The organism is Nocardia heshunensis (genome assembly GCF_054782115.1).
Genome location: NZ_BAAGTC010000007.1, coordinates 317135 through 338213 on the forward strand (window position 1 = coordinate 317135; position 21079 = coordinate 338213).

A 21079-nucleotide genomic window follows, 5' to 3' on the forward strand; every position below is an offset into this window, starting at 1 on the left:
CGGTGGTGGCCGTGTTGTCGCCCGCTCCCCCGGCCCCCGCCACCCCACCTGATTACGTCACTGTGACGCAATCAGGTGGAGTGGGACCCGATCACAGCCAGTTGGTCGTCGTCGACGTCGTGGTGGTCGTGGACGTCTCGGTGGTCGTCGTGGTGCCCGTACACGTGGTCGTCACCGTCCCCGAGGCGGTGGTCGTGCAGGTGCCGGTGAAGGTGTCGGTCTTGGAATCGGTCGTCGTCTCCGTGGAGGTCTGACTCGAACTCCCGCTCGGAACGATCTGACCCGCACCGGGAACCCCCGGAGCGACAGGATCGACCGGGCTCACCGGCGCCACGGGAGCCAGCGGAATCGGATTGTCGGCCACCGCGATCGGCGCGGTGGCCAGCAGCCCGGCACAGGCCATGGCGGCGAGGACGACGACACGAACACCTGCGGGCAAGGCTTCCTCCTGGGATGGACGAGCTGCATCGGGTGAACCGCGCACCACGCTAACCGACAATCCTCACCGGATGGTGCCGACGCCCCCGATCAACGGCAGATCCAACGCCGTCACCCAGCCCGCCGGCAGCGCATTCACGGCCGCGACCGCGTTGAGCGCCCGCATCCCGGTCGCCAGGCAGCCCGCGACCGCCGGGGTGCGGCCCGACCCGTCGGTGAAACGGAACGAGGTTTCCTGCGCGATGGACGGGCTGCCGACGATATCGACCCGGTACACATCGTCTTTCGTGCCGGCGGGCCAGTCGGGGGCGGCGTCGAGACCGATGCGGTTGACGTGTTCGAGCACGATCACCTCCCGGCCGCGATACACGCCGTTGATGGTGAAGCGGATCGCGGCGACCGTGCCCGCCTTCACGACACCCTTGGCGGTGGGCCGATCGGTCGGGGTGACCCACTTGTCCCAGGTGGTGGTGATGGTGTCGAGTTCGATGCCGGCGGCTTTCGCGATCATGGGAACCGTTGCGCCCCACGCCATCACGAGCATGTCGGGGTGTTCGAGCAATGCGGTGAACTCCGGCGGATGCCCGATGCCCATCTCGAATTCGTAGTCGCCCTCGTAATCGGTGTAATCGAGCAGCTCCGACGCGCGCACCGAGCGCACTTCACCGCACAACCCCATCAAAGTCATCGGGAACAGGTCGTTGGCGAAGCCGGGGTCGATGCCGGTGGTGAAGCATGACGCTCCCCCGGCCTCGCATGCGGCGGTGATCGGGTCACGCCAGAACGCGGGCACGGTATCCGGCCACACCCACGGCGTCATGGCCGTGGAGCACACGTCGATCCCGGCGCGCAGGAACGCGCCGATGACCCGCATGTTCTCCTCCGCGAACGCGGCCGTCGGCCCGTAGTGCACGACCGCGTCGGGGCGGGTGGCGATCAATTCCTCGATCGAGTCGGTGGCCAGGATGCCGGTGGCGTCCGCGCCACACAGGTCTCCGGCGTCCTTGCCGACCTTGGCGGGATTGCTGACACCGACCCCGACGAGTTCGTAGGCGGGATGGCGCAGGATCTCCGCGAGCACCATGGAACCGACGACACCGGTCCCCCACAACACGATTCGCTTTCTCACGATCTCTCCTGCATTCATCGGTGGAACTCCCCGCAATCGACGGTCAGCATCTGCCCGGTCACAGCCGTGGCCAGATCACTGGCCAGAAACAGGGTGGCGCGGGCGACCTCGTCGGGACCGGCGAGACGACCCAGATCCGTCGGGGCGGCCTTCTGCCGGTAGATCTCCTCGTGGGTGACCCCGGCCTGGCTGGCCAGCCAATCGAAATAGGCCTTGTTGATGTCCTCGTACACGTACGACGGGGCGACGGAGTTGACGCGGATGCCGCGCGGACCCAACTCGGTGGCCAGCGACGAGGCCAGGTGTTGCAGTGTGCCTTTGGAGAGCTTGTAGCCGGAGTACTCCGGTTGCGAGCTGTAGGACACGCACGAGTTGAGCATGATCACCGACCCGTGTGAGGCTTCCAACGCATCAGCGAATAACGCCGAAAGTCGCAGTGGCGCGAACACATTGGTTTCATTGGCCACCCGCAGCGCTTCCACGTCGATCTGGGTGATCGGGTACATGGGCGGGATGGCGAAGGCATTGTTGATCAGGCAATCCACCCGACCCAGCTCGCTGACCACCCGCTGGGCCAGGGCGCCACGGTCGGCTTCGACGGTGATATCGGCGCGCACGACCAGCGCAGAGCCGCCCAGGGCGGTGATCTCGTCGGCGTATTCGTGCAGGCGTTTCTCGGTGCGCCCGGCCAAGGCCAGGGTCGCGCCCATGTGGGCGGCTTCGATGGCCAGCGAATGGCCCAGGCCGGGGCCGACACCGGAGATGACGATGACCTTGCCCGCCAGCAGCGGCACCGGCGTGTAGGTCTCGGCGGGGGTGGGATGGGGTGCGGCTGACACGACTCCTCCTCGAGTCCTCAGCAGTTACAGAATGTAACGACTTTGATGTGACAGACTGTAACGACTCGAATTCACGGCGACAAGGACGGATTTCGTGACCACACGCCACCGACTGGGCCCGCACCGCGACCCCGCGGTGGACGCCGCGGTCCTCGACGCCGCCCGCGCCCTGCTCGTCGAACAGGGCTACGCCGCCACCTCCATCGACGCCATCGCCGCGCGCGCCGGCGTCTCGCGTCCGGCCATCTACCGGCGCTGGCCCTCCAAGGCGCACCTCATCGCGCAGGCGGTGTTCCCCGACGTCGGCTCCGCGGTGGTGGCACCGGATCTGCTCGGGGAGGTCCGCAAGGTCATCCGCGGCACCATCCAGCTGTTCGGGTCCGCCGAGACGCGTGCCGCCATGCCCGGGCTGATGGCCGAGATGCGTCAGGACTCCGGCCTCTACGAGAAACTGTCCGCCCGCCTCGACAGCCCCACCCGCGAAGAACTGCGCGACTACCTGCCCGGCGAGACCCGCCCGGGTCTGGACCCCGACACCGTGCTCGACACCATCGCCGGGGCCGCCCTGTTCGCCATGTGCATTCGCGACATCGACGACCTCGACGGCTTCGCCGCCTCGCTGGAGGACCTGCTGCTCTACGGCATCATGGGGCAGCGCCCCGCCCGGTAGCGCGGATTCGGTTGGGCCGCTTCAGATCTTGGCGATCCCGACGCCGAGCATCAATGCCAGCGAATCGAACAACGGCCAGAACTCCACGATGCGGTCGCCCTCCACCCGCATGATGCCGGACTCGGCCAGCTCGATCACCGCACCCGTGGGCGGCGCGGACTGGAACTCACCGACATGCGTGCCACGCCAGCTCAACCGGGCCACCACCCGATCGCCCTCGGCGATCAGATCCTCGATGGTGTGCACCGAACCCGGGAAGCCCTGGGCGAAGGCATGATTGACCGCCCGGAAGCCGTCGCGGTCCACGCGGGCGCCGTCGGGCATATGCACGACCAGCGTGTCGGCGAGCACTTCGTCCAGGGCCGTGGCGGGCGCGGTACCCGCGGAGATGGCGTCGGTGATCGAATAGAAGGTGCGCACAAGGGTTTTCGGATCAACGCTCATGGCCCGACGATAACCCCGTCCGCGGCACCGATGCGCGAGAACGCCCGCACTGCACGCACCGCGCAACCGGCATAGGGTAGTCGGCGTCGTTCATCCAGGGAGGGGATCGATCACATGACCATTCCACAGCCACACGGCCACCCACCGGCCCCCACATGGCAGCAGCCCGGATTCGCGGGCGGGTCACCGAATCCGGTCCGCCCGGCCCCGCCACGCCCACCCCGGCCCATGATCACCGCCGTCACCGGCATCGCGCTGCTACTGGCCGCGCTCTCCACCGGCATCCACTTCTTCTGGGGCGGCGGCACCTACAGCCTGCTCACTTTGATCCCCGCCCTGCAGATCCTGTCGGGCCTCGCCGCCGCCATCGCCTGCTTCGCCGCCCGCGGCGCGGCAGCACGCCCGGCCGCCGGTGTCGCGGCCGGACTGCTACTGACCACCAACCTCAGCTCCCTACTGCTGTACCTGGAACATTCCCGCTACTACGCCCTCGGCGCACACGGCAACTGGCTGACCATCCCCGCGGCACTGGGCGCGATCATCGCCATCATCACCGTCCTCATCCCCACCCCCGACAACAATCGCCCGACACCACCACACCAATCCCCCACCTACCCCAATCCCGTACCCGGCCAACCATATTCCGCCCCGGCAGCTCCCGCCCCGACACCCGCGGCAACGATGGCGCCGACCTGGCAACAGCCCGCAGCCGTCCCCGCCGACCCGGGATATCACGGCACCCCGGGCAACCCCAGCTACCCCGGAGCCCCGGGGCACCCGTCTTATGGAGCCCACCCCGGCGGCGACTACGCAGGCGGGACGGGGCACGCAGCCAACCACTTCAACCCCGGACACCCGTAAGACCGCACCGATGTCGACACTCGCCGTCCAGCCGGGCCGGTCACCGGGCTCCGCCAGGCTGGTCACCGGCAACCAGCGGACCGTCACCCGTGGTGGCGGCGATATACCGCCGCCGCGCCCGGATGCAGCGGCACCGTGCCCGTGCCGATCAGCGAGCGGGCGTCGAGGAACTGGGTGCCTGCGGCTTCGGCGGGAACGAGCGAATCCGCGTGGGTGAGCAGCACGTTCGTCAATGCGGCCACCGTCGAATCCGGCAGTGTCGTGGCGGCCACCAGCAGGTTGGCCACACCGATCGTGTGTACCGCGGGCATGCCAGGGTAGGTGCCCGCGGGGATCAGGACCGGGTCGTAGAGGTAGCCGAAACGGTCGCGCATCATCGCGGCCAGTGGCCCGAGATCCAACAGCCGCAACCCGTTCAATGCCGCCGTCGGTACCCCGCCCGCCCACAGCAACGCCTCCGAGCGGCCTTGTGTGAGTGCGGATACCGCGTCGGGCAACGGCAGGTGCGTCACCGTCACCTCCTCGACGGCGACCCCGGCCGCCGCGAGCAGCTTCATCCCGCTCGACGCCGCTCCCGACCCGGCCGCACCCAGATTCACCCGCGCACCCCGCAAATCCGCGACCGTACGAAACGCACTGTCCGGGGCGACGGCCCATTGCAAATAATTCTCGTAAACGCGCCCGATCGCAGGCGGCCGCTCCGGGTCCTCGGCCAGCGAATCCGCCAGCACCAGCGCGGTATCCGCGTCCCCGCCCGCCAGCAATCGCAAATTGTCGCGCGACCCGGCCGTCGTGAGCACCTGCACTCGAACCCCGGACCCGGCCGCCTCCCGCGCCAGCAGCAACGCGAACGCGTGATAGAAGCCGCCCTCCTCACCCGCCGCCAACCGCACCGTCACCGCGTCACTCTTGCGGGCACACCCCGTCGACACGGCAGCCGCGCCAGCCACGGCCAGCGCCCCCGCACTCAGCAACTGTCGTCTCGTGATCACTCCGGCCCCCTGTCCGCACCCGTGTGGACCCGAGAGTTCGCGGCGGGCAGGCGGATGACGATCGCGAGACCGTGCGGGTCGACCGCATGGACCGACAGGCTGCCGTGGCGCGAGGTGGCCAGGGCGGCCGCGATCGGCAGCCCCAGCCCGGACCCGGTTTGCCCGTCGGCGCTCGAGCCGCGGAAGAAGCGGGTGGTGAGCTGTTCGAGTTCCGCAGCGCCGACCCCGGTTCCGTCATCGGCGACGGTGATGCTCACCCAGCCCGGCTCGGTGGACACGCTCACACGGGTGGTGCTGTCGCGACCGGCATAGCGGCAGGCGTTCGAGAACGGAACGTCCAGAATTTGGGCCAGGATGTCGGCATCGAGCGCCGCCTCGGCGGTAGGGAACCTGCCCGGGACCAGCACCGCCGAAGCGGTTTCGGCGGACCTTGACGGCACGGGTGCATCGGCAACCGGAGTGTCCAGGGTGGGAGTGACTGTCAACCTCATGCCCGCGTTGTGGAAGGCGGTGTGCCAGGAGTCGACGCGGTCCTGAATCACCGCATGAACATCGCAGTGTTGATCGGGTTCCGTACTCGCGGGGTCGAAGTCGTTGCCCTCGGCGACGGCGAGGGTGAGCAGGCCGTCCAGGAGGCCGGTGAGTCGTTCCACCTCTCGTGTCGCGCCCCGGAAGGTCGTGGTTGCTGTGGCGGGGATTGCGGGTTCGAGGGAGTCGAGGCGAATGGTCAAGGCGGCCAACGGGTTACGCAGGGCGTGGGCGGTGTCGTCGATCAGGCGGCGTTGGGCGTGGGCAGAGTCGCGCACGGCGGTGGCCATCGAGTCGAAGGATTGGGCGAGCGCTCGTAGCTCGGGTGGGCCGTCGTGGCGGCGGGTGACGGTGCTGGGGTTGCGGGGGCGGGGCAGGGAGGCGGTGAGGTCGGCGACGGCGGTCGACAATCGCGCCAGTGGCCGCAGCACCCACCGCGACAGCCACAGTGCCAGCACGGTGTAGACCGCCATGGCCGCCAGCGCGCCGGCGGCCACGATCAGCCACACGCGGGTGATGTCGGTGCGGGCGGTTGTGGTGGAGGCGATGATGACGACCGCGCCTTCGACCTGCATGTCGGAGCCGACCGGGCGGGCGATGAGTACGGTGTCGGGGCTCCAGGGCAGTAGTCGGGTCACGGTGGCGGGGTGTTGATTGCGCCGTGCCGCCGCCAGTGCGGCCGCCACTCGCGCATCGCCGGTGTCGACTCCGGCGTTGACGATCGCGATGCCGCGCGCATCCACGATCAGCACCGCCTCGCCGTAGAGGTCGTGGTAGCGGGCGACTTCCAAGCTCAACGCTCGGTTGTCGCCGAGCCCCTGCGCGGTGAGCGTCAGGCTGGCGAAGCGTTCGGCGTCCCCGCCGCGCCCGGACACCAGTTCTTGGGTGCGGCTGGTGGCCGCGGTCAGGCACAACGGTATCGCGAACGCCAGCACCGCCAGTGCCGCGAACCCGGTCAATGCGATGAGCAGTCGCCGCCGCATCGCCCTCACGCGCCCCAGCGGTAGCCGAAGCCGCGGATGGTGGTGATCAGGCCGGGCCGGTCGAGTTTGGCGCGCAACCCGGTCATGTGCACATCCAGCGACCGGGACACCGCCACGAACGCATCACCCCACACGCGGTCCATCAACTGCTGGCGGCTCACCGCGGTGCCCGGGCGTTGCGTCAGTGCTTCGAGGAGCGCGAATTCCTTGGCCGTGAGCGCGATCTCGACGCCGCCGACCTCGACGCGGCGAGCGTGCAGATCCACCCGCACATCCTCGTATTCGACGAGTGTGGCGGGGGTGGGGGCGGGCTGGGCGCGGCGGGTGACGTTCTCGAGCCGGGCCAGCAGCTCGGCGATGCGCGGCGGTTTGATCACGTAATCATCAGCGCCGCCCCGCAATCCGCGCACGATGGAGCGTTCGTCACTGCGCGCGGTCAAGATCACCACCGGGACGTCGGTGACCTCCCGCAGCTGCCGCAGCACCGTGAGCCCGTCGGCGTCGGGCAGTCCCAGATCCAGCACCACCGCGTCGAATCCGCGATGCGCGGTCAGCACATCCGCGCCCCGGCGCATGCGCACCGCGTCGTGCCCGCGCACGGTGAACGCTTCGACGAGCGCCTCCCCGACCCCGTCATCGTCCTCGACCACCGCCAACCGCATGGCTCCGATTCTCTCCTCCACGACAAACCGACCAGTCCCCGCCCTGGGGGCGCCACCCACCGAGGGCAGGCAGCGCCACCGAATTCAGCGCGCCGGGACCTGCTCGACCACCGGATGCGCGGCCTGCGGCGCGGTCGCGGCGGCTTCCTCGGCGTCGATGGTGGAGGCGGTCGCGGTCTCGCGCATGAAGAAATACGTCAGCAGCGAGATCAGCACACACCCGGACACGTACCAGAAATACAGCGACTCGTGCCCGGCCTTCTTCAACGCCAACGCGATCATCTCCGCGGTGCCACCGAAGATCGCCACCGTCAACGCATACGGCAACCCGACACCCAAAGCGCGGATGCGGGTGGGGAACAGCTCCGCCTTCACGATCGCGTTGATCGAGGTGTAGCCGGTGATCACCACCAGCGCCGTCAACATCAACGCGAACGCCGCCACCGGGTTCTTGGTGTCACCCAGCAACGTCATGATCGGCACCGTACCGAGGGTGCCCGCGACACCGAACCCGATCAGCAGCTTGCGCCGCCCGATGCGATCCGAGAGCGCGCCCGCGATCGGCTGCAACACCACGAACACCAGCAACGCCACGAAATTGATCCACGCCACCGTCGACTTCCCGATCCCGGAAGTGTTGACCATGTATTTCTGCATGTAGGTGGTGTAGGTGTAGAACGCCACCGTGCCACCCAGGGTCAAACCCACCACCAGTAGGCATTCGCGCGGATACTGCGCCAGCACCCGCAACGAGCCCTGACCGCGCCCGGCCGCCTTGTCGCCGCTGCGGGTGGCTTCGAAGGATTCCGATTCGTCCATGCCGCGGCGCAACATCATCACGATCACCGCCGCGGCCGCCCCGATCGCGAACGGGATCCGCCACCCCCACGCCGAGAGCTGCGCGGCGGTCAGCACCTGCTGCAACACGATCTGTACTCCGAGCGCCACCAGCTGTCCGGCGACCAAGGTCACGTACTGGAAGCTGGAATAGAACCCGCGCCGCCCCGCCGAAGCCACCTCCGACAGATACGTTGCGCTGGTGGCGTATTCGCCACCCACCGACAAGCCTTGCAACAGGCGCGCCAGCAGCAGGATCACCGGCGCCGCCAACCCGATCGACGCGTACGAGGGGGTGACGGCGATCAGCAGCGAGCCACCGGCCATCACCGTCACCGACAACGTCAACGCGCTACGACGTCCGAAACGATCGGCGTAGCGGCCCAACGCCCACCCGCCGATCGGCCGCATCAGGAACCCGACCGCGAAAACCGCTGCGGTGGACAACAATTGGGCGGTCGCGTCGCCGTCGGGGAAGAACGTCTTGGCGAAGTACACGCTGAACGCCGCATAGACATACCAGTCGTACCACTCCACCAGATTGCCGATGGACCCTCGCATCACGTTGGCCACCACCCGGGCTTCCCCGGACGAATGTGTCCTGCTCACAGCACTTCTCCCTCACGAACGCGGCGGCACCGTCGCCTCCACGCGCTCCACTGTGTCGCCCGACACACCCCTCACCCAACCCCTTACCCCGATTCCTAACGCTCCCTTAGGACGATCACCGCACCGTCGATCCGCGCCAATCCCGCCCGCGCACCCCACCGTGCGCCTTACCGTCTGAGAAGGCTCGAGAGGTGAGTGGAGCGAGAACTGTGATGAATCAACCCGAGACGTCCCCGGCCGCCTTCCAGGCGACCGCCGCGATCGACCCCGACGCGATCGCCGTCCGCAGCATCGGCGGCACCCACACCCTCACCTGGGCGCAATACGCCGCCCAAGTGCGCGAGATCGCCGCCGGGCTGGCGGCACTCGGCGTCGGACGCGGGGACACGGTGGCGTTCATGATGGCCAACCGCGTCGAGTTCTACCCCCTCGAAGTCGGCGCACAACACACCGGAGCCACCTCGTTCTCGGTGTACAACACGCTCTCGGCCGAACAACTGCACTACGTGTTCGCCAACGCCGGCAACCAGGTGGTGATCTGCGAAGCCCAATACGTCGACAAGATCCGCGCCTGCGGAGTCCCGATGCGCACTATCGTGTGCGTCGATGCCCCCGCCCCCGGCACGTTGACCGTCGCGCAACTCATCCAGCTCGGGCGCCGCGACTTCGACTTCGACGCCACCTGGCAAGCCGTCACTGCTGAGGACATCGTCACCCTCTGCTACACCTCCGGCACCACCGGCAACCCCAAAGGCGTCGAAATCACCCACGCCGCCCTGGCTTTCGAATGCCGCGCCTACGCCTCGGTCATGCCGGTGGAACACGGCGACCGCATCACCTCGTTCCTGCCCACCGCACACATGGCCGACCGGGTCACCAACCTCTACATGCACCAATACTTCGGCACCCAGATCACCGTCGTGCCCGACCGCACCCAGTTGCCCGCCGCCCTGGCCGACGTGCACCCCACCATCTGGGGTGCGGTGCCGCGGGTGTGGGAGAAACTCAAAGCGGCCGTGGAATATTCGGTCGCCGCCGAAACCGACCCCACCCGCCGCGCCGCCCTGGACTGGGCCTTGGCCATCGCGGCCCGCAAAGCCGCCGCGCAACTGGCCGGAGTACCCCTCGACGACACCCAAGCCGCCGAATGGGAACACGCCGACACCGCCGTGCTGGGGGCGTTGCGCGCCAAACTCGGCCTCGACCAACTCAAATGGGCACTCTCGGGGGCTGCGCCCATCCCGCCGGAAACCCTCGGCTTCTTCTTCGGCCTCGGCATCCCCATCTCCGAAGTCTGGGGCATGTCCGAGCTGACCTGCATCGTCAGCGTCGCCCCACCCGCACAAGCCCGCCTCGGCACCGTCGGACGACTGCTACCCGGCCTCGAGTCCCGCATCGGCGAGGACGGCGAATACTTCGTGCGCGGACCCCTCGTCATGCGCGAATACCGCAAGGAACCCGAGAAAACCGCCGCCACCCTCGACGCCGAGGGCTGGCTGGCCACCGGCGACATCATCACCGAGGACGCCGAAGGCTACCTGCGCGTCATCGACCGCAAGAAAGAACTCATCATCAACTCCGGCGGCAAGAACATGTCCCCGGCCAACATCGAAAACACCATCAAAGCCGCCACCCCACTCATCGGCGCGCTGGCCACCATCGGCGACAACCGGCCCTACAACACCGCACTCATCGTGCTGGACGCCGAATCCGCCGCCCCCTACGCCACCCAGCACGCCTTGCCCGACGCGTCGGCCGCCGCGCTGGCCGCCGACAAGGACCTCATCGCCGAAATCGCGCGCGGCGTCGCGGCGGGCAACGCGAAACTCTCACGCGTCGAACAGATCAAACGCTTCACCATCCTGCCCGTCTTCTGGGAACCCGGCGGCGACGAAATCACCCTCACCATGAAACTGCGCCGCAAACCCATCGCCACCAAATACGCCGAGCACATCGACGCCATGTACAGCCCCGCCCTCACCGACGGCATCCACGAACCCGACACCACCACCGCCTGACCCGTCACCACCGTCCGACCCGCCACCCGCGCTGACGCGCCGCGGTAGCCGCTGAATTCGGTGCTCTGACCTGGGTTTTCACCTCCACCCCTTCATAACAGAGCACTTGCTCTGTTATGGTCGGGACGTGCCCCGCCCCCGCATCCACGACCCGGACCTCGTGCTCGACGCCGCCGAGGCCCTGGCGGTAGCCTCAGGCCCCGCCGCGGTCACCATCCGCGCGGTCGCCACCGCCACCGGCGTCTCCAACGGGGCGCTGTATCACACCTTCGGATCCCGGGCGGAACTGTTGGGGCGCACCTGGATTCGCGCCGCCCACCGATTTCTGACCCTGCAGGCCGAACTGGTCGACGCCGCCGGAGCCGGGCCCGACGCGGTGCTCGCCGCCGCGGAGGCGCCCGCGGACTTCGCTGCCCGCTATCCCGAATCCACCCAGTTGTTCTTCCGGGTCCGCCGTAGCGACCTGCTCGGCGACGACCTGCCCGACACTGTGCGCGCCGAACTCGCCGCCACCCAGAAGACCCTGGTGGCCTTGATGAAAACCCTGGCGCGACAACTGTGGGATCGCGGCGACGCCGCCGCCGTCGACACCCTCACGCTGTGCCTGGTCGACCTGCCGACCGCGATCCTGCTCGATCGCGACCGGCTCACCCATCCGATCGCGCGCGAGCACCTGCGCGCCGCCGTGCGCGCGGTCCTCGACATCGGGCCCGCGCCCGCCTGAATCACCCATCCGCCCAAGGAGACACCCGTGCCCACCCTCACCCACCTCGACAAGATCGCCGTACTCGACCTCGGCGACACCGAGAACCGCTTCACCCCCGACGTACTCACCGAGATCAACGCCCACCTCGACACCGTGCTCAGCGACGGCAGCCAAGCCCTCATCACCACCGCCACCGGCAAGTTCTACTCCAACGGCCTGGACCTCGACTGGCTCTCGGCCAACGCCGAACGCGCCGAATGGTATGTGGCGCAAGTACAGTCACTGCTGGCGCGCGTGCTCACCTTCGCCCTGCCCACTGCGGCCGCCCTCAACGGGCACGCCTTCGGTGCGGGCGCCATGCTCGCCCTCGCCCACGACCACCGCGTCATGCGCGCCGACCGCGGCTACTTCTGCTTCCCCGAAGCCGACATCCGCATCCCGTTCAGCCGCGGCATGGCCGCGCTCATCCAAGCCAAACTCACCCCGCGCTCGGCGATCGCGTCCATGACCACCGGGCGGCGCTTCGGCGGCCCCGACGCCCTGGCCTACGAGATCGTCGACGCCACCGCCGAACTCGACGGGCTCACCGCCGCGGCCGCAGCCATCCTCACCCCGATCGGCGCCAAGGATCACACCACCCTGGCCGCCATCAAGGCCGTCATGTTCGCCGACGCCGCCGCGGCCCTCGCCAACGCCTGAACCCGCAGCGAATCCTTCAACGCGCCCGGCGGACCGCGAACACCGCCAGGCGCACCCGATTGTCCGCGCCGGTCTTGTCCATCAAATGGGCCAGATGCTTCTTGACCGTGGTCACCCCCACATGCAGACGGTCCGCGATCTCGGCATTGCTGAAACCCTCACCCACCAACTCCAGCACCTCGACCTCCCGTGCGGTCAGATCGACTGCCGGGGAAGGGGTTTGGGCCGGTGATTCCACCGCGCGGGCGATCAGGCGCGCCAGCAACGGCGGGGAGAACAACAACTCGCCGTCCATCACCCGCCGGATCGCGGTCAGCAACTGCTCGGGATCGGTGTCCTTGACCAGATACCCGCTCGCGCCCGCCGCCAACGCCGGGAACAGATGCTCGTCATCATCGAAGGTGGTCAACACCAACACCTTCGGCACCGGCCCGCCACCACCCAACAGTTCCCGGGTCGCGGCCACCCCGTCCATCCCCGGCATCCGCAGATCCATCAACACCAGATCCGGGCTGGTCTCCGCCGCCACCCGCAGCGCCGCCACCCCATCGGCGGCCTCCCCGACCACCACCAGATCCGCGGTCGCCTCCACCAGCATCCGCAACCCCGCCCGCACCAACCGCTGATCATCCACCAGCAACACCCGAATCACCGCGTCCTCCCGGACACCTCGGGCCACGACTCGCTCGCCACGAGGCTGGGGCGCGCGTCGACGGCGGTAGCGGGCAACTGCGCCTCGACCAGCCACTCGTGCTCGCGGGCACCGGCCCAGAGTCGCCCGCCCGCAAGCTCGGTGCGTTCACGCATGCCGACCAGCCCGTGACCGGGTAGCGTGCGCGCCGCGCCGAACCGGTTGCGCACCTGCAGCCACACGCCGGAGTCGTTGCGCACCACCGTGATCGAGACCGGGGCGCTGCGCTCGGCATGCTTCATCACGTTCGTCGCCGACTCCTGCACCAGCCGCAACAGGGTCAGCCGGGTGATGGCGTCCAGGCCCTCGAGGTCGGCGTCGATCTCGGCGCGCACCTCGAAACCGCCCTGGCGCACCCGCGTCATCGCCGCCTCGATCTCCGCGCGCACCACGTGCGCGTCCAGCAGCGGCACCGCATCCAGGCCCGGATCCCGCAACGCCGCCAACAGCCGCCGGATATCGGTCAACGCGCCCGAGGCGGTGTCACCCACATCATCGAGCACCTCACCCACGCGCGGATCCACGTCCCCGAGCACCCGGCGAGCGACCTTGACCCGCAACACGATCGAGGCCATATGGTGGGCCACCAGATCGTGCAGCTCGCGGGCCAACGCCGTGCGTTCCTCGGCCCGGGTGCGGATCTCGGCATCCGCGGCGCGGGCCCGCAGGCTCGCGGTCAGCTCGCGCTGCCCGCGCAGATACAACCCCAGCAGCACCGGCAACCCGACATAGGCGGCCGCCTCCACGAACGTCGCGCCCCGCCAGAACCCCGGCGCGTGCCCGCCCCAATGCCCGGCCACCCACGCCAACGCCCACACCCCCGAGGCGAGGACTGCCGCGCGGCGGCCGCCGCGCATCACCGCCTCCACCACCGCCAAAGCACCCAGATACGGGACCAGCTCCGAAGGCCCCCACGCCGGGATCACGAACATCGGCACCGCCAGCACCGACAACGTCACCGCCGTGGCCAGCGGCCACCGATCACCGATCGCGAACACCACCCCCGCCACCACAGCAAGCACCCAGTAAACGATCGGGACGCGGTACTCACCCGGAAAAGTGCTCGCCGCCAACAACGCCGGGATCAGCAGCAACGGCAGAAAACGCGCGGCCTTCCAGCGGTTGGCACGAGCACGGGCAACGATCACCCGTCCACGGTAGAGAACCCGACGCCCTCGTGCCGCACACGGGTCGCGATAGCACAACGATTGCCCAGCCACAAGACTCCCGTGGCCGCAAACCGCACCCCGAACGCGGCCCGGGGGAGGAATCGCGACGCACCCGAAACCGGAAGCCTGGAGACCGGCCCGCAACCCGAGCCCGCTGCGACCCAGCGCCGAGCAACCCGGGCCCGACCGACCCGGCCCCCGACCCCAGGAGCACCCGTGATCTCGCGACGACGCCTGCTCGTCACCGCCGCCGCCCTCCCACTGGCGCTGACCGCGGCAGGCTGCACCCGCCCCGCCGCCTCCAACGCCCCCACCGGTCCGCGGCCGCTACCGATTCCGCCGCTGGCCGACTCCCACGTCGATGCCGCCGGGGTCCGCCACTTCCACCTCACCGCACAAACCGGCAGCACCGAGATCAAACCCGGAATCGCCACGCCCACCTGGGGATACAACGGCTCCATCCTCGGCCCCACCCTGCGCGCGCGGCGCGGGGAAACCGTGTCGATCACCGCCACCAACACCCTGCCCGAAGCCACCAGCGTGCACTGGCACGGCATGCACGTCCCCGCCGCCAGCGACGGCGGCCCGCACCAGATGATCGCGCCTGGCGCCACCTGGACCCCGCAATGGCGCATCGAGCAGCCCGCCGCCATGCTCTGGTATCACCCACACCCGCACGGCGCCACCGAGAAACACGTCTACCGCGGCCTGGCCGGACTGTTCTACCTCGACGACGAGGACAGCGACCGCCTCGACCTGCCGCGCCGCTACGGCATCGACGACATCCCCCTGGTCCTGCAGGACCGCCGCCTGACCCCCGACGGGCACCTCGACGAAACCCTCACCAGCAGTTACGGAATGCTCGGCGACACCCTCACCGTCAACGGCGCCATCGCCACCCACCACGACCTGCCCGCCCGCCGCGCCCGGCTACGGATACTCAACGGCTCCTCGAGCCGCGTGTTCAACCTCGGCTTCGACGACCGCGACGTCACCCTCATCGCCACCGACGGCGGCCTGCTCGCCACCCCCGTCGCGCTGACCCGACTGCAACTCAGCCCCGGCGAACGCGCCGAAATCCTCGTCGACCTGCAACCCGGCCAAACCCCGACCCTGCGCGCCTACCCCGTCACCACCCGCACCGGCATCGACCGCCCCGAACGCTTCGGCTTCGACGACACCTTCGACGTCCTCACCCTGCGCGCCACCGGGACTCCCGCCCCCGCGCCAGCCCTGCCCGCCACCCTCACCACCATCACAGCGCTGGCTCCGCAACTGCCCGTCACCCGCAGCTTCGACCTCAAATGGTTCATGATCAACGGCGCGAAGATGGACATGAACCGCATCGACATGACCATCACCACCGGCGCCACCGAAATCTGGGCCGTCCGCAACCTCGAGAACTGGCCCCACAACTTCCACGTCCACGACACCCAATTCCAGGTCCGCACCATCGATGCCACCCCACCCCCACCGGAACTGTCCGGCTGGAAAGACACCGTCTACCTCGAACCCGGCCGCACCTACGAACTCGCCGTCCACTTCCCCGGCCCCGCCGACCCCGCCCACCCGTACATGTACCACTGCCACCTGCTCCACCACGAAGACCAAGGCATGATGGGCCAATTCCTACTCCTGGACCCCGGCCAACAACCCGCCTACGCCCCCGCGCCGATGAGCGAGATGGGCATGGACCACACAGGAATGGGCGACATGCCGATGGGCGGCGGCGCACACGGCGGCCACTGAGCGCGACGGTCGATTCAGTCAGTCGAATCTGCGGCGCGTAGATGCGGAATCAGTAACGCCGCCACCGCCTCTGGGCGCTCGGCCTGCAGGAAATGGCCGCAATCGGGTAGCTGCGCATGCGCGACCCCGGCGTGCTCGGCCAGCACCCGCTGCAAGGTGGGAGACATGCAGCCGTCGCGCTGTCCGGCCAATGCCAGCGTCGGTAGCGCTGCGGGGGCGGCCATCACGATCCGGCTGAACTCACGAGTTGCGCTGTTGCCCACCGCGAACAGGGAGCGGTAGTAGCTGGTGGCCGCCCAGGCGCGCACCGGATCGCTGAATACCGCTGCCACCGGGGCGAACTGCTCGTCGGTGAATGCCCAGCCCGGAGACCAGCGCCGCCACAATGCCCGCACGAATGCCGCGTCACGGCGCACCAGCAGCCGGGGCGAGAGCGGGGAGGCCATCACCGGGATGTAGGACGACAGCCACAGCTGCCGGGGCAGCTGCCGCCACATGCCGGGTGCGACGCCGTCACCGAACGGGGGAATCGCCAACAGCGTCAACGACTCCCAGCGGCCCGAATCCTGCTGCGCGAGGATCATCGCCACGAACGCACCCCAGTCATGGCCCACCAGATGCGTGCGCGGCGCCCCGATCTCGGCCTGCCAGGCCGCCACATCCGCGCTCACCGCCATCAGGTCATAGCGGGCGCTACGGTCGGCCGAAGCGGCCGTATAGCCGCGCAGCCACGGCGCGAGCACCTGATACCCGGCCGCCACCAACAGCGGGATCACCCCGTCGAAGCTGTGTGGGGTATCGGGAAACCCGTGCACCAGCACCACCAGCGGGGCGTCGGCGTCACCGAAACGGCGCGCGGTCAACTGCAACCCGTCGCGGTCGAGGGTCAGCGTGGATTCGGTGAGATCGACTGTCATGCTTACTCTTTCATGCCTGCTCGAACACGGACCCGCCGGAGAGCGGGCGTGCCGGGAACACGGGCCTGCTGGAGATGCGGCCTGCGGCGATGTGGGTCCGCGAGGATCGACCCCTCGGGGTCACGGCCCACCCCTAGTCGGGTCAGCGGCCCTTCCACACCGGGGGACGCTTTTCCACGAACGCGCGCATCCCTTCCCCGGCGTCCTGCGACGACAGCGCCGCCGCGGCGACCTGACCCTGCTTGGCGAACGCCTCACCCACCGACCAGTCCGGGGCCTGCTCGATGATCTGCTTGCTCGCGTCGATACTCAACGGCGCGTTGATCGCGATCCGCTCGGCCAGCACCAGCGCCGCCTCGAGGGCTTTGCCCGGTTCGGCGACCTCGTTGATCAATCCGATCTCCGCGGCGCGGGCCGCGCTGATCGGGTCGCCGGTCAACGCCAGCTCCATCGCGATCGCGCGCGGTAGTCGCTGCGAGAGCCGCAGCACGCCACCGCCCACGGCCACCAGCCCGCGTTTGACCTCCGGGATCCCGAAGCTCGAATCCGCCGCGGCCACGATCAGATCCGCCGCCAACGCCAACTCGCACCCGCCCGCCAACGCCGGACCCTCCACCGCGGCGATCAACGGTTTGCGCGGCGGCACCGACACGATGCCCAGGATGCCGCGCTTCTCGGTCACCGGCACCTCACCGCGTGCCGCCGCCTTGAGATCCATTCCGGCACTGAAATATCCACCCGCGCCAGTCAGAATCGCGATGCGGGCGTGCGGGTCGGCCTCGTAGATATCGATCGCGCGTTCCAGCCCGCGCGCGGTCGCCAGATCGATCGCATTGCGCGCCTTGGGCCGATTGATCGTGATGACCATGACGTGGCCGCGCCGCTCGATCAGCACCGGCGCCGGCGGCGCGGACGGCAATGCCACCGTCTCACTGCCACGCAGTGTGAGCGACTCACCCGACACCGTCACCGGTAGCCCCAGCCAGTCCTGCTCGGTCAATGCCGCCAGCACCTCGGATTCGGTGCTGCGCACCAGCACTCGCGCACCCTCGGGAGTCAACAGGCTGACGATCGCCGCCTCGGGTGCCCCGGCCCGGTCATAGGGCAGCGTGTACGCCTCCACGACCGCTTCGCCGGTGTAGCCGGTGCGGGCCGGGCGGGTCGGGGGATGCTCGATGACCGGGGTCAGATGCCGGTAGCCGTGCCGTGGCGGCGTCGCGGAATACACGCCCAGCGCATGCTTGGTCAGATACCAGCCCAGCGAGGTCGCCAGCCCGAAGGTCTCCGGCTCCGCCCGCAACCGGCCCACCAGCGTCGCCACCGCATGCCCGCCGTAATTGTTGCCCGGCCCGCCACCGAAGGTCAGCCCACCGGTCACCGACAACGGACGCTTCGGATCATCCAGCGGCAGACCGAGTTCGCGGGCCGCGATCTGCACCGCCACCGGAAAACACGCATACAGATCCACGTGGGTGAGATCCTCGGCAGTGATCCCGGCATGATCCAGCGCCGCCGCCCCCAGCGCCCGGATCGCCGGGGAGGCCGCCAATTCGGTGCGCTCACTCACGAACCACTCATCGGTGCCCGAAGCGCCCGCGTGCAAGAACACCCACTTGTCCTGCGGGATCCCCGCCGCCTCCGCCGCGGCCGCCGAGGCCATGATGATGCCCGAGGCCATATCCACGCTCAGATTGGCGCACTCCAGTTTCGTATAGGGCGCCGAGATCATCCGATTGTCCTGCGACACCGTCGCGATCGCTGCGGCCGAGAACTCCTGTGGCTGCCAGGCATTCGGATTGCCCGCCGCCACCGCCGACAACCGCGACCACAACTGCGCCACCGCCTCCGCATGCTCGGCCACACTACGGCCCAGCCGCCCCCGATTCGCCGACTCCAGCAGCGCGTACATATTGATCGGGGCCTGCAGCCCGGCCTCGGACTCCGCGGCATTGTTGGCCGCCTTGTCGATACCCACCGTGCGGGTCGGGGCCACCGCCGAATCCTGCACCGGCCACGACAATTCGATCCCGGCGCGCTGCGCGGCGGCCTGCGTCGCCCCGGCCTCGGCCCCGGTCACCAGCACCAGCTCGTAGTCACCGGCCGCGATCGCCGCCGCCGCCTCGTTGAGCACCAGCTGACCACCATCACCACCGAACGGACTGGTCTGCACCGTATCCACTCCGGACGCCCCGACCGTCGCGGCCACCAGCGCACCCAGATCCCGGTACTGCCACGACGTCGGCGCCACCGCGAACACCGCGTCCGCGCCCGCCAGCAACGACTGCCCCACACCGGCATCGGTGGCCGCCGCCCGCAACGCCCGCACCGCCAACGCCGCCGGATCGGCATACGAGCCGTCCGGGGTGCGCTCCACCACCTGGCCGACCCCGATCAGCACCGGCGTCGTCGGCGCCAACACCACCCCCGAGGCCCGATGCCGCACCGCTTTTCGCTGCGGCCGCCCCGCCTGCGGATTGCCCACGGCACGGGCGGCGGCCAGCACCGGCGGCAACGCCGCCAGCGACTGGGTCAACGCCTCACCCAACGCCCGGGCCACCGTCGCCCCCAACGGTCCCTCGATCGGCTGCCCCGACAATCCCGCATCCAGATACACCCGCGACCCGGACCCATTGGGCACCACCGTGATCCACAAACCCAAACCCAACCCCTGCGGCCCCGACCCCCGCAACGCCAGCCCGCCGTCACCGACCTGCGTCACCGTCCACGCCACATCCGCCGGGATCCCCATGAACTTGGCGACCTGCGTGTACTCCACCCCCACCGCGGCCGTCGCCGGCGGATCGCCCCGCCAGCCCGCATGAAACACCACCCACTCCGGAAGCCGCTGCAACTGCACCAGATACGCCAGCGTCGCCGCCGCACCCGTCTCCAGATCGGCCTGCGCGTGCGCGGTACGCGGATACGCCGAGAGCCCCTCGGGCAGGACATGTTCGGCCGCCACCGGCGCGGATTCGCTGCCCTGCCCGGTGAATCCGGCGATCAGCTCGCGCACGATGCGAGGATCGCGGCGCACACTGTCGAGCAGGGCTCCGCCCGCGCGCAATCCCTTGCGCACCGAAGCGCTCTTGTCGCGCCCCTGCTCCACCACCGCACGCAAACGCTGCATTCCCGGCACCGCGGTCACGGCCCACCTCCTCGCTGAGGGTCCAAACACCATCGCGCTTCACGGTATCGGCGCCACCACGCCACCGGAAGAGTGAACACCGTTCATCGGCCGACTTCGCACCCCCTTCAACCGAATTCGCGCCACCCCTACCCACCCACTGTGTGTAAGCGTAGACTTACGGTTCGTGGGTACTTACCAAAGCGCCGCGCTCGACGCGCTCGGCGACCCGACCCGGCGCGCCATCTTCGAACGCCTCGGACAGGGCCCCTGCGCGGTCGGCGAACTCGCCGGTGAACTGCCCGTCTCCCGGCCCGCGGTCTCCCAACACCTCAAGGTGCTCAAGGCCGCCGGACTCGTGTGCGACGAAGCCGTCGGCACCCGCCGCGTCTACCGGCTCGACCCGCGCGGCATCGACGCGCTGCGCGGGTACTTCACCCACTTCTGGTCGACAGCGCTGTCGGCCTTTCGCGAGGAAGTCAACCGCCAAGCCCAGCCCGACGAACCCCAGGAGCAGTCATGACCAGCCGCACCCAAACCCCCGCCGTCACCGTCGAACTCACCGTCAACGCCTCCCTCGACAAGGCCTACCGCGTGTTCACCACCGGCATGGACAGCTGGTGGCCACGCGAACACCACATCGGCAAGGGCCCGCTGGCCGAAGCCGTCGTCGAACCCCGCCTCGGTGGCCGCCTCTACGGCCGCGAAGCCGACGGCACCGAATGCGTGTGGGGCCGCGTACTGGCCTGGACCCCGCCCACGCACTTCGCCTTCTCCTGGGACATCAACCTCGACTGGCACCTCGAAACCGACCCCGCCCGCACCAGCCGCGTCGATGTCACCTTCACCGCCCTCGACGAGGGCCACACCACCGTCACCCTCGTGCACTCCGGCTTCGAAAACCACGGCCCCGGCTGGGAATCCATGCGCGAAGCCGTCGCCAGCCCCAACGGCTGGCCCGCCCTGAGCGAGAACTACGCCGTCGCGGCCGCCGCCTGAACCGCCACACCGGAT

20 protein-coding genes are annotated in these 21079 nt (G+C 69.2%); 8 read left to right on the forward strand and 12 right to left on the reverse strand.

Annotated features, from left to right (window positions below; all coding sequences use genetic code 11):
* Positions 1-91 precede the first annotated feature (91 nt).
* From ACYVN4_RS24520 to ACYVN4_RS24530, 3 genes are all read right to left on the reverse strand, one after another.
* A complete protein-coding gene (locus ACYVN4_RS24520; protein ID WP_460724332.1) occupies positions 92-439 on the reverse strand; it encodes a hypothetical protein in 348 nt (115 codons plus the stop codon).
* Positions 440-502: 63 nt separating this feature from the next.
* Positions 503-1567 (reverse strand): NAD(P)H-dependent amine dehydrogenase family protein, encoded by a 1065-nt coding sequence (locus tag ACYVN4_RS24525; protein ID WP_460724333.1) that lies wholly within the window; start codon positions 1565-1567, stop codon positions 503-505.
* Positions 1568-1581: 14 nt separating this feature from the next.
* Entirely contained in the window at positions 1582-2406 is an 825-nt protein-coding gene (locus ACYVN4_RS24530) for an SDR family oxidoreductase (protein WP_460724334.1), read from the reverse strand.
* A gap of 94 nt (positions 2407-2500) precedes the next feature.
* Between ACYVN4_RS24530 and ACYVN4_RS24535 the strand changes: the two genes are divergently transcribed.
* Positions 2501-3076, forward strand: a complete 576-nt coding sequence (locus ACYVN4_RS24535; RefSeq protein WP_460724335.1) for a TetR/AcrR family transcriptional regulator — start codon at positions 2501-2503, stop codon at positions 3074-3076.
* Positions 3077-3097: 21 nt separating this feature from the next.
* Here the strand turns inward: ACYVN4_RS24535 and ACYVN4_RS24540 are convergent, their stop codons facing one another.
* The gene (locus tag ACYVN4_RS24540; protein WP_460724336.1) at positions 3098-3520 is read right to left on the reverse strand and encodes an ester cyclase; all 423 of its coding nucleotides are present in this window, start codon (positions 3518-3520) and stop codon (positions 3098-3100) included.
* Between the two features lie 114 nt (positions 3521-3634).
* Between ACYVN4_RS24540 and ACYVN4_RS24545 the strand changes: the two genes are divergently transcribed.
* Complete coding sequence (locus tag ACYVN4_RS24545) at positions 3635-4381, forward strand: hypothetical protein (RefSeq protein ID WP_460724338.1); 747 nt, start codon at positions 3635-3637, stop codon at positions 4379-4381.
* A gap of 83 nt (positions 4382-4464) precedes the next feature.
* On the opposite strand, the gene ACYVN4_RS24550 is transcribed toward ACYVN4_RS24545, so the two are convergent.
* The 4 genes from ACYVN4_RS24550 to ACYVN4_RS24565 all read right to left on the reverse strand — a co-directional run bounded on the left by ACYVN4_RS24550 (position 4465) and on the right by ACYVN4_RS24565 (position 8944).
* On the reverse strand, positions 4465-5373 hold the full coding sequence (locus tag ACYVN4_RS24550) for a TAXI family TRAP transporter solute-binding subunit (protein WP_460724339.1): 909 nt from the start codon (positions 5371-5373) through the stop codon (positions 4465-4467).
* Positions 5370-6884 (reverse strand): sensor histidine kinase, encoded by a 1515-nt coding sequence (locus ACYVN4_RS24555; protein ID WP_460724675.1) that lies wholly within the window; start codon positions 6882-6884, stop codon positions 5370-5372. The genes ACYVN4_RS24550 and ACYVN4_RS24555 overlap by 4 nt, the downstream gene beginning before the upstream one ends.
* A 5-nt stretch (positions 6885-6889) precedes the next feature.
* Positions 6890-7546 (reverse strand): response regulator transcription factor, encoded by a 657-nt coding sequence (locus ACYVN4_RS24560; RefSeq protein WP_460724340.1) that lies wholly within the window; start codon positions 7544-7546, stop codon positions 6890-6892.
* Between the two features lie 84 nt (positions 7547-7630).
* Entirely contained in the window at positions 7631-8944 is a 1314-nt protein-coding gene (locus ACYVN4_RS24565; protein WP_460724676.1) for an MFS transporter, read from the reverse strand.
* A 260-nt stretch (positions 8945-9204) separates the two neighbouring features.
* Between ACYVN4_RS24565 and fadD11 the strand changes: the two genes are divergently transcribed.
* The 3 genes from fadD11 (at position 9205) to ACYVN4_RS24580 (ending at position 12415) form a co-directional block, all read left to right on the forward strand.
* Entirely contained in the window at positions 9205-11010 is a 1806-nt protein-coding gene (fadD11, locus tag ACYVN4_RS24570; protein ID WP_460724341.1) for a fatty acid--CoA ligase FadD11, read from the forward strand.
* A gap of 127 nt (positions 11011-11137) precedes the next feature.
* Positions 11138-11734 carry a TetR family transcriptional regulator gene (locus ACYVN4_RS24575; RefSeq protein WP_460724342.1) on the forward strand — a complete coding sequence of 199 codons (597 nt, stop codon included), beginning with the start codon at positions 11138-11140 and terminating at the stop codon, positions 11732-11734.
* 27 nt (positions 11735-11761) lie between these two features.
* On the forward strand, positions 11762-12415 hold the full coding sequence (locus ACYVN4_RS24580) for an enoyl-CoA hydratase-related protein (protein WP_460724343.1): 654 nt from the start codon (positions 11762-11764) through the stop codon (positions 12413-12415).
* A 16-nt stretch (positions 12416-12431) separates the two neighbouring features.
* Here the strand turns inward: ACYVN4_RS24580 and ACYVN4_RS24585 are convergent, their stop codons facing one another.
* Positions 12432-13067, reverse strand: coding sequence for a response regulator (locus tag ACYVN4_RS24585; protein ID WP_460724677.1), 636 nt, complete (start codon positions 13065-13067; stop codon positions 12432-12434).
* Positions 13064-14254, reverse strand: coding sequence for a sensor histidine kinase (locus ACYVN4_RS24590; RefSeq protein WP_460724344.1), 1191 nt, complete (start codon positions 14252-14254; stop codon positions 13064-13066). The genes ACYVN4_RS24585 and ACYVN4_RS24590 overlap by 4 nt, the downstream gene beginning before the upstream one ends.
* A gap of 237 nt (positions 14255-14491) precedes the next feature.
* On the opposite strand from ACYVN4_RS24590, the gene ACYVN4_RS24595 reads away from it, so the two are divergent.
* The gene (locus ACYVN4_RS24595) at positions 14492-16024 is read left to right on the forward strand and encodes a multicopper oxidase family protein (protein WP_460724345.1); all 1533 of its coding nucleotides are present in this window, start codon (positions 14492-14494) and stop codon (positions 16022-16024) included.
* 14 nt (positions 16025-16038) lie between these two features.
* Here the strand turns inward: ACYVN4_RS24595 and ACYVN4_RS24600 are convergent, their stop codons facing one another.
* Together ACYVN4_RS24600 and ACYVN4_RS24605 are read right to left on the reverse strand one after the other, a co-directional pair.
* Positions 16039-16941: an alpha/beta fold hydrolase gene (locus ACYVN4_RS24600; RefSeq protein ID WP_460724346.1), complete on the reverse strand. Its 903-nt coding sequence runs from the start codon at positions 16939-16941 to the stop codon at positions 16039-16041.
* 142 nt (positions 16942-17083) lie between these two features.
* Positions 17084-20086, reverse strand: a complete 3003-nt coding sequence (locus ACYVN4_RS24605; protein ID WP_460724347.1) for a type II toxin-antitoxin system Rv0910 family toxin — start codon at positions 20084-20086, stop codon at positions 17084-17086.
* Positions 20087-20252: 166 nt separating this feature from the next.
* Between ACYVN4_RS24605 and ACYVN4_RS24610 the strand changes: the two genes are divergently transcribed.
* Both ACYVN4_RS24610 and ACYVN4_RS24615 read left to right on the forward strand, forming a co-directional pair.
* Complete coding sequence (locus ACYVN4_RS24610; protein ID WP_460724348.1) at positions 20253-20588, forward strand: ArsR/SmtB family transcription factor; 336 nt, start codon at positions 20253-20255, stop codon at positions 20586-20588.
* Positions 20585-21064 carry an SRPBCC family protein gene (locus ACYVN4_RS24615; RefSeq protein ID WP_460724349.1) on the forward strand — a complete coding sequence of 160 codons (480 nt, stop codon included), beginning with the start codon at positions 20585-20587 and terminating at the stop codon, positions 21062-21064. Before ACYVN4_RS24610 ends, ACYVN4_RS24615 begins: the two co-directional genes overlap by 4 nt.
* Positions 21065-21079 lie beyond the last annotated feature (15 nt).

What these genes read in the sequence shown, in the direction of transcription:
- ACYVN4_RS24540 (WP_460724336.1), bottom strand. Translation starts at nt 3,520, where the DNA reads ATGAGCGTTGATCCGAAAACCCTTGTGCGCACCTTCTATTCGATCACC.
- ACYVN4_RS24545 (WP_460724338.1), top strand. Translation starts at nt 3,635, where the DNA reads ATGACCATTCCACAGCCACACGGCCACCCACCGGCCCCCACATGGCAG.
- ACYVN4_RS24555 (WP_460724675.1), bottom strand. Translation starts at nt 6,884, where the DNA reads ATGCGGCGGCGACTGCTCATCGCATTGACCGGGTTCGCGGCACTGGCG.
- ACYVN4_RS24560 (WP_460724340.1), bottom strand. Translation starts at nt 7,546, where the DNA reads ATGCGGTTGGCGGTGGTCGAGGACGATGACGGGGTCGGGGAGGCGCTC.
- ACYVN4_RS24565 (WP_460724676.1), bottom strand. Translation starts at nt 8,944, where the DNA reads ATGCGAGGGTCCATCGGCAATCTGGTGGAGTGGTACGACTGGTATGTC.
- fadD11 (WP_460724341.1), top strand. Translation starts at nt 9,205, where the DNA reads ATGAATCAACCCGAGACGTCCCCGGCCGCCTTCCAGGCGACCGCCGCG.
- ACYVN4_RS24600 (WP_460724346.1), bottom strand. Translation starts at nt 16,941, where the DNA reads ATGACAGTCGATCTCACCGAATCCACGCTGACCCTCGACCGCGACGGG.
- ACYVN4_RS24615 (WP_460724349.1), top strand. Translation starts at nt 20,585, where the DNA reads ATGACCAGCCGCACCCAAACCCCCGCCGTCACCGTCGAACTCACCGTC.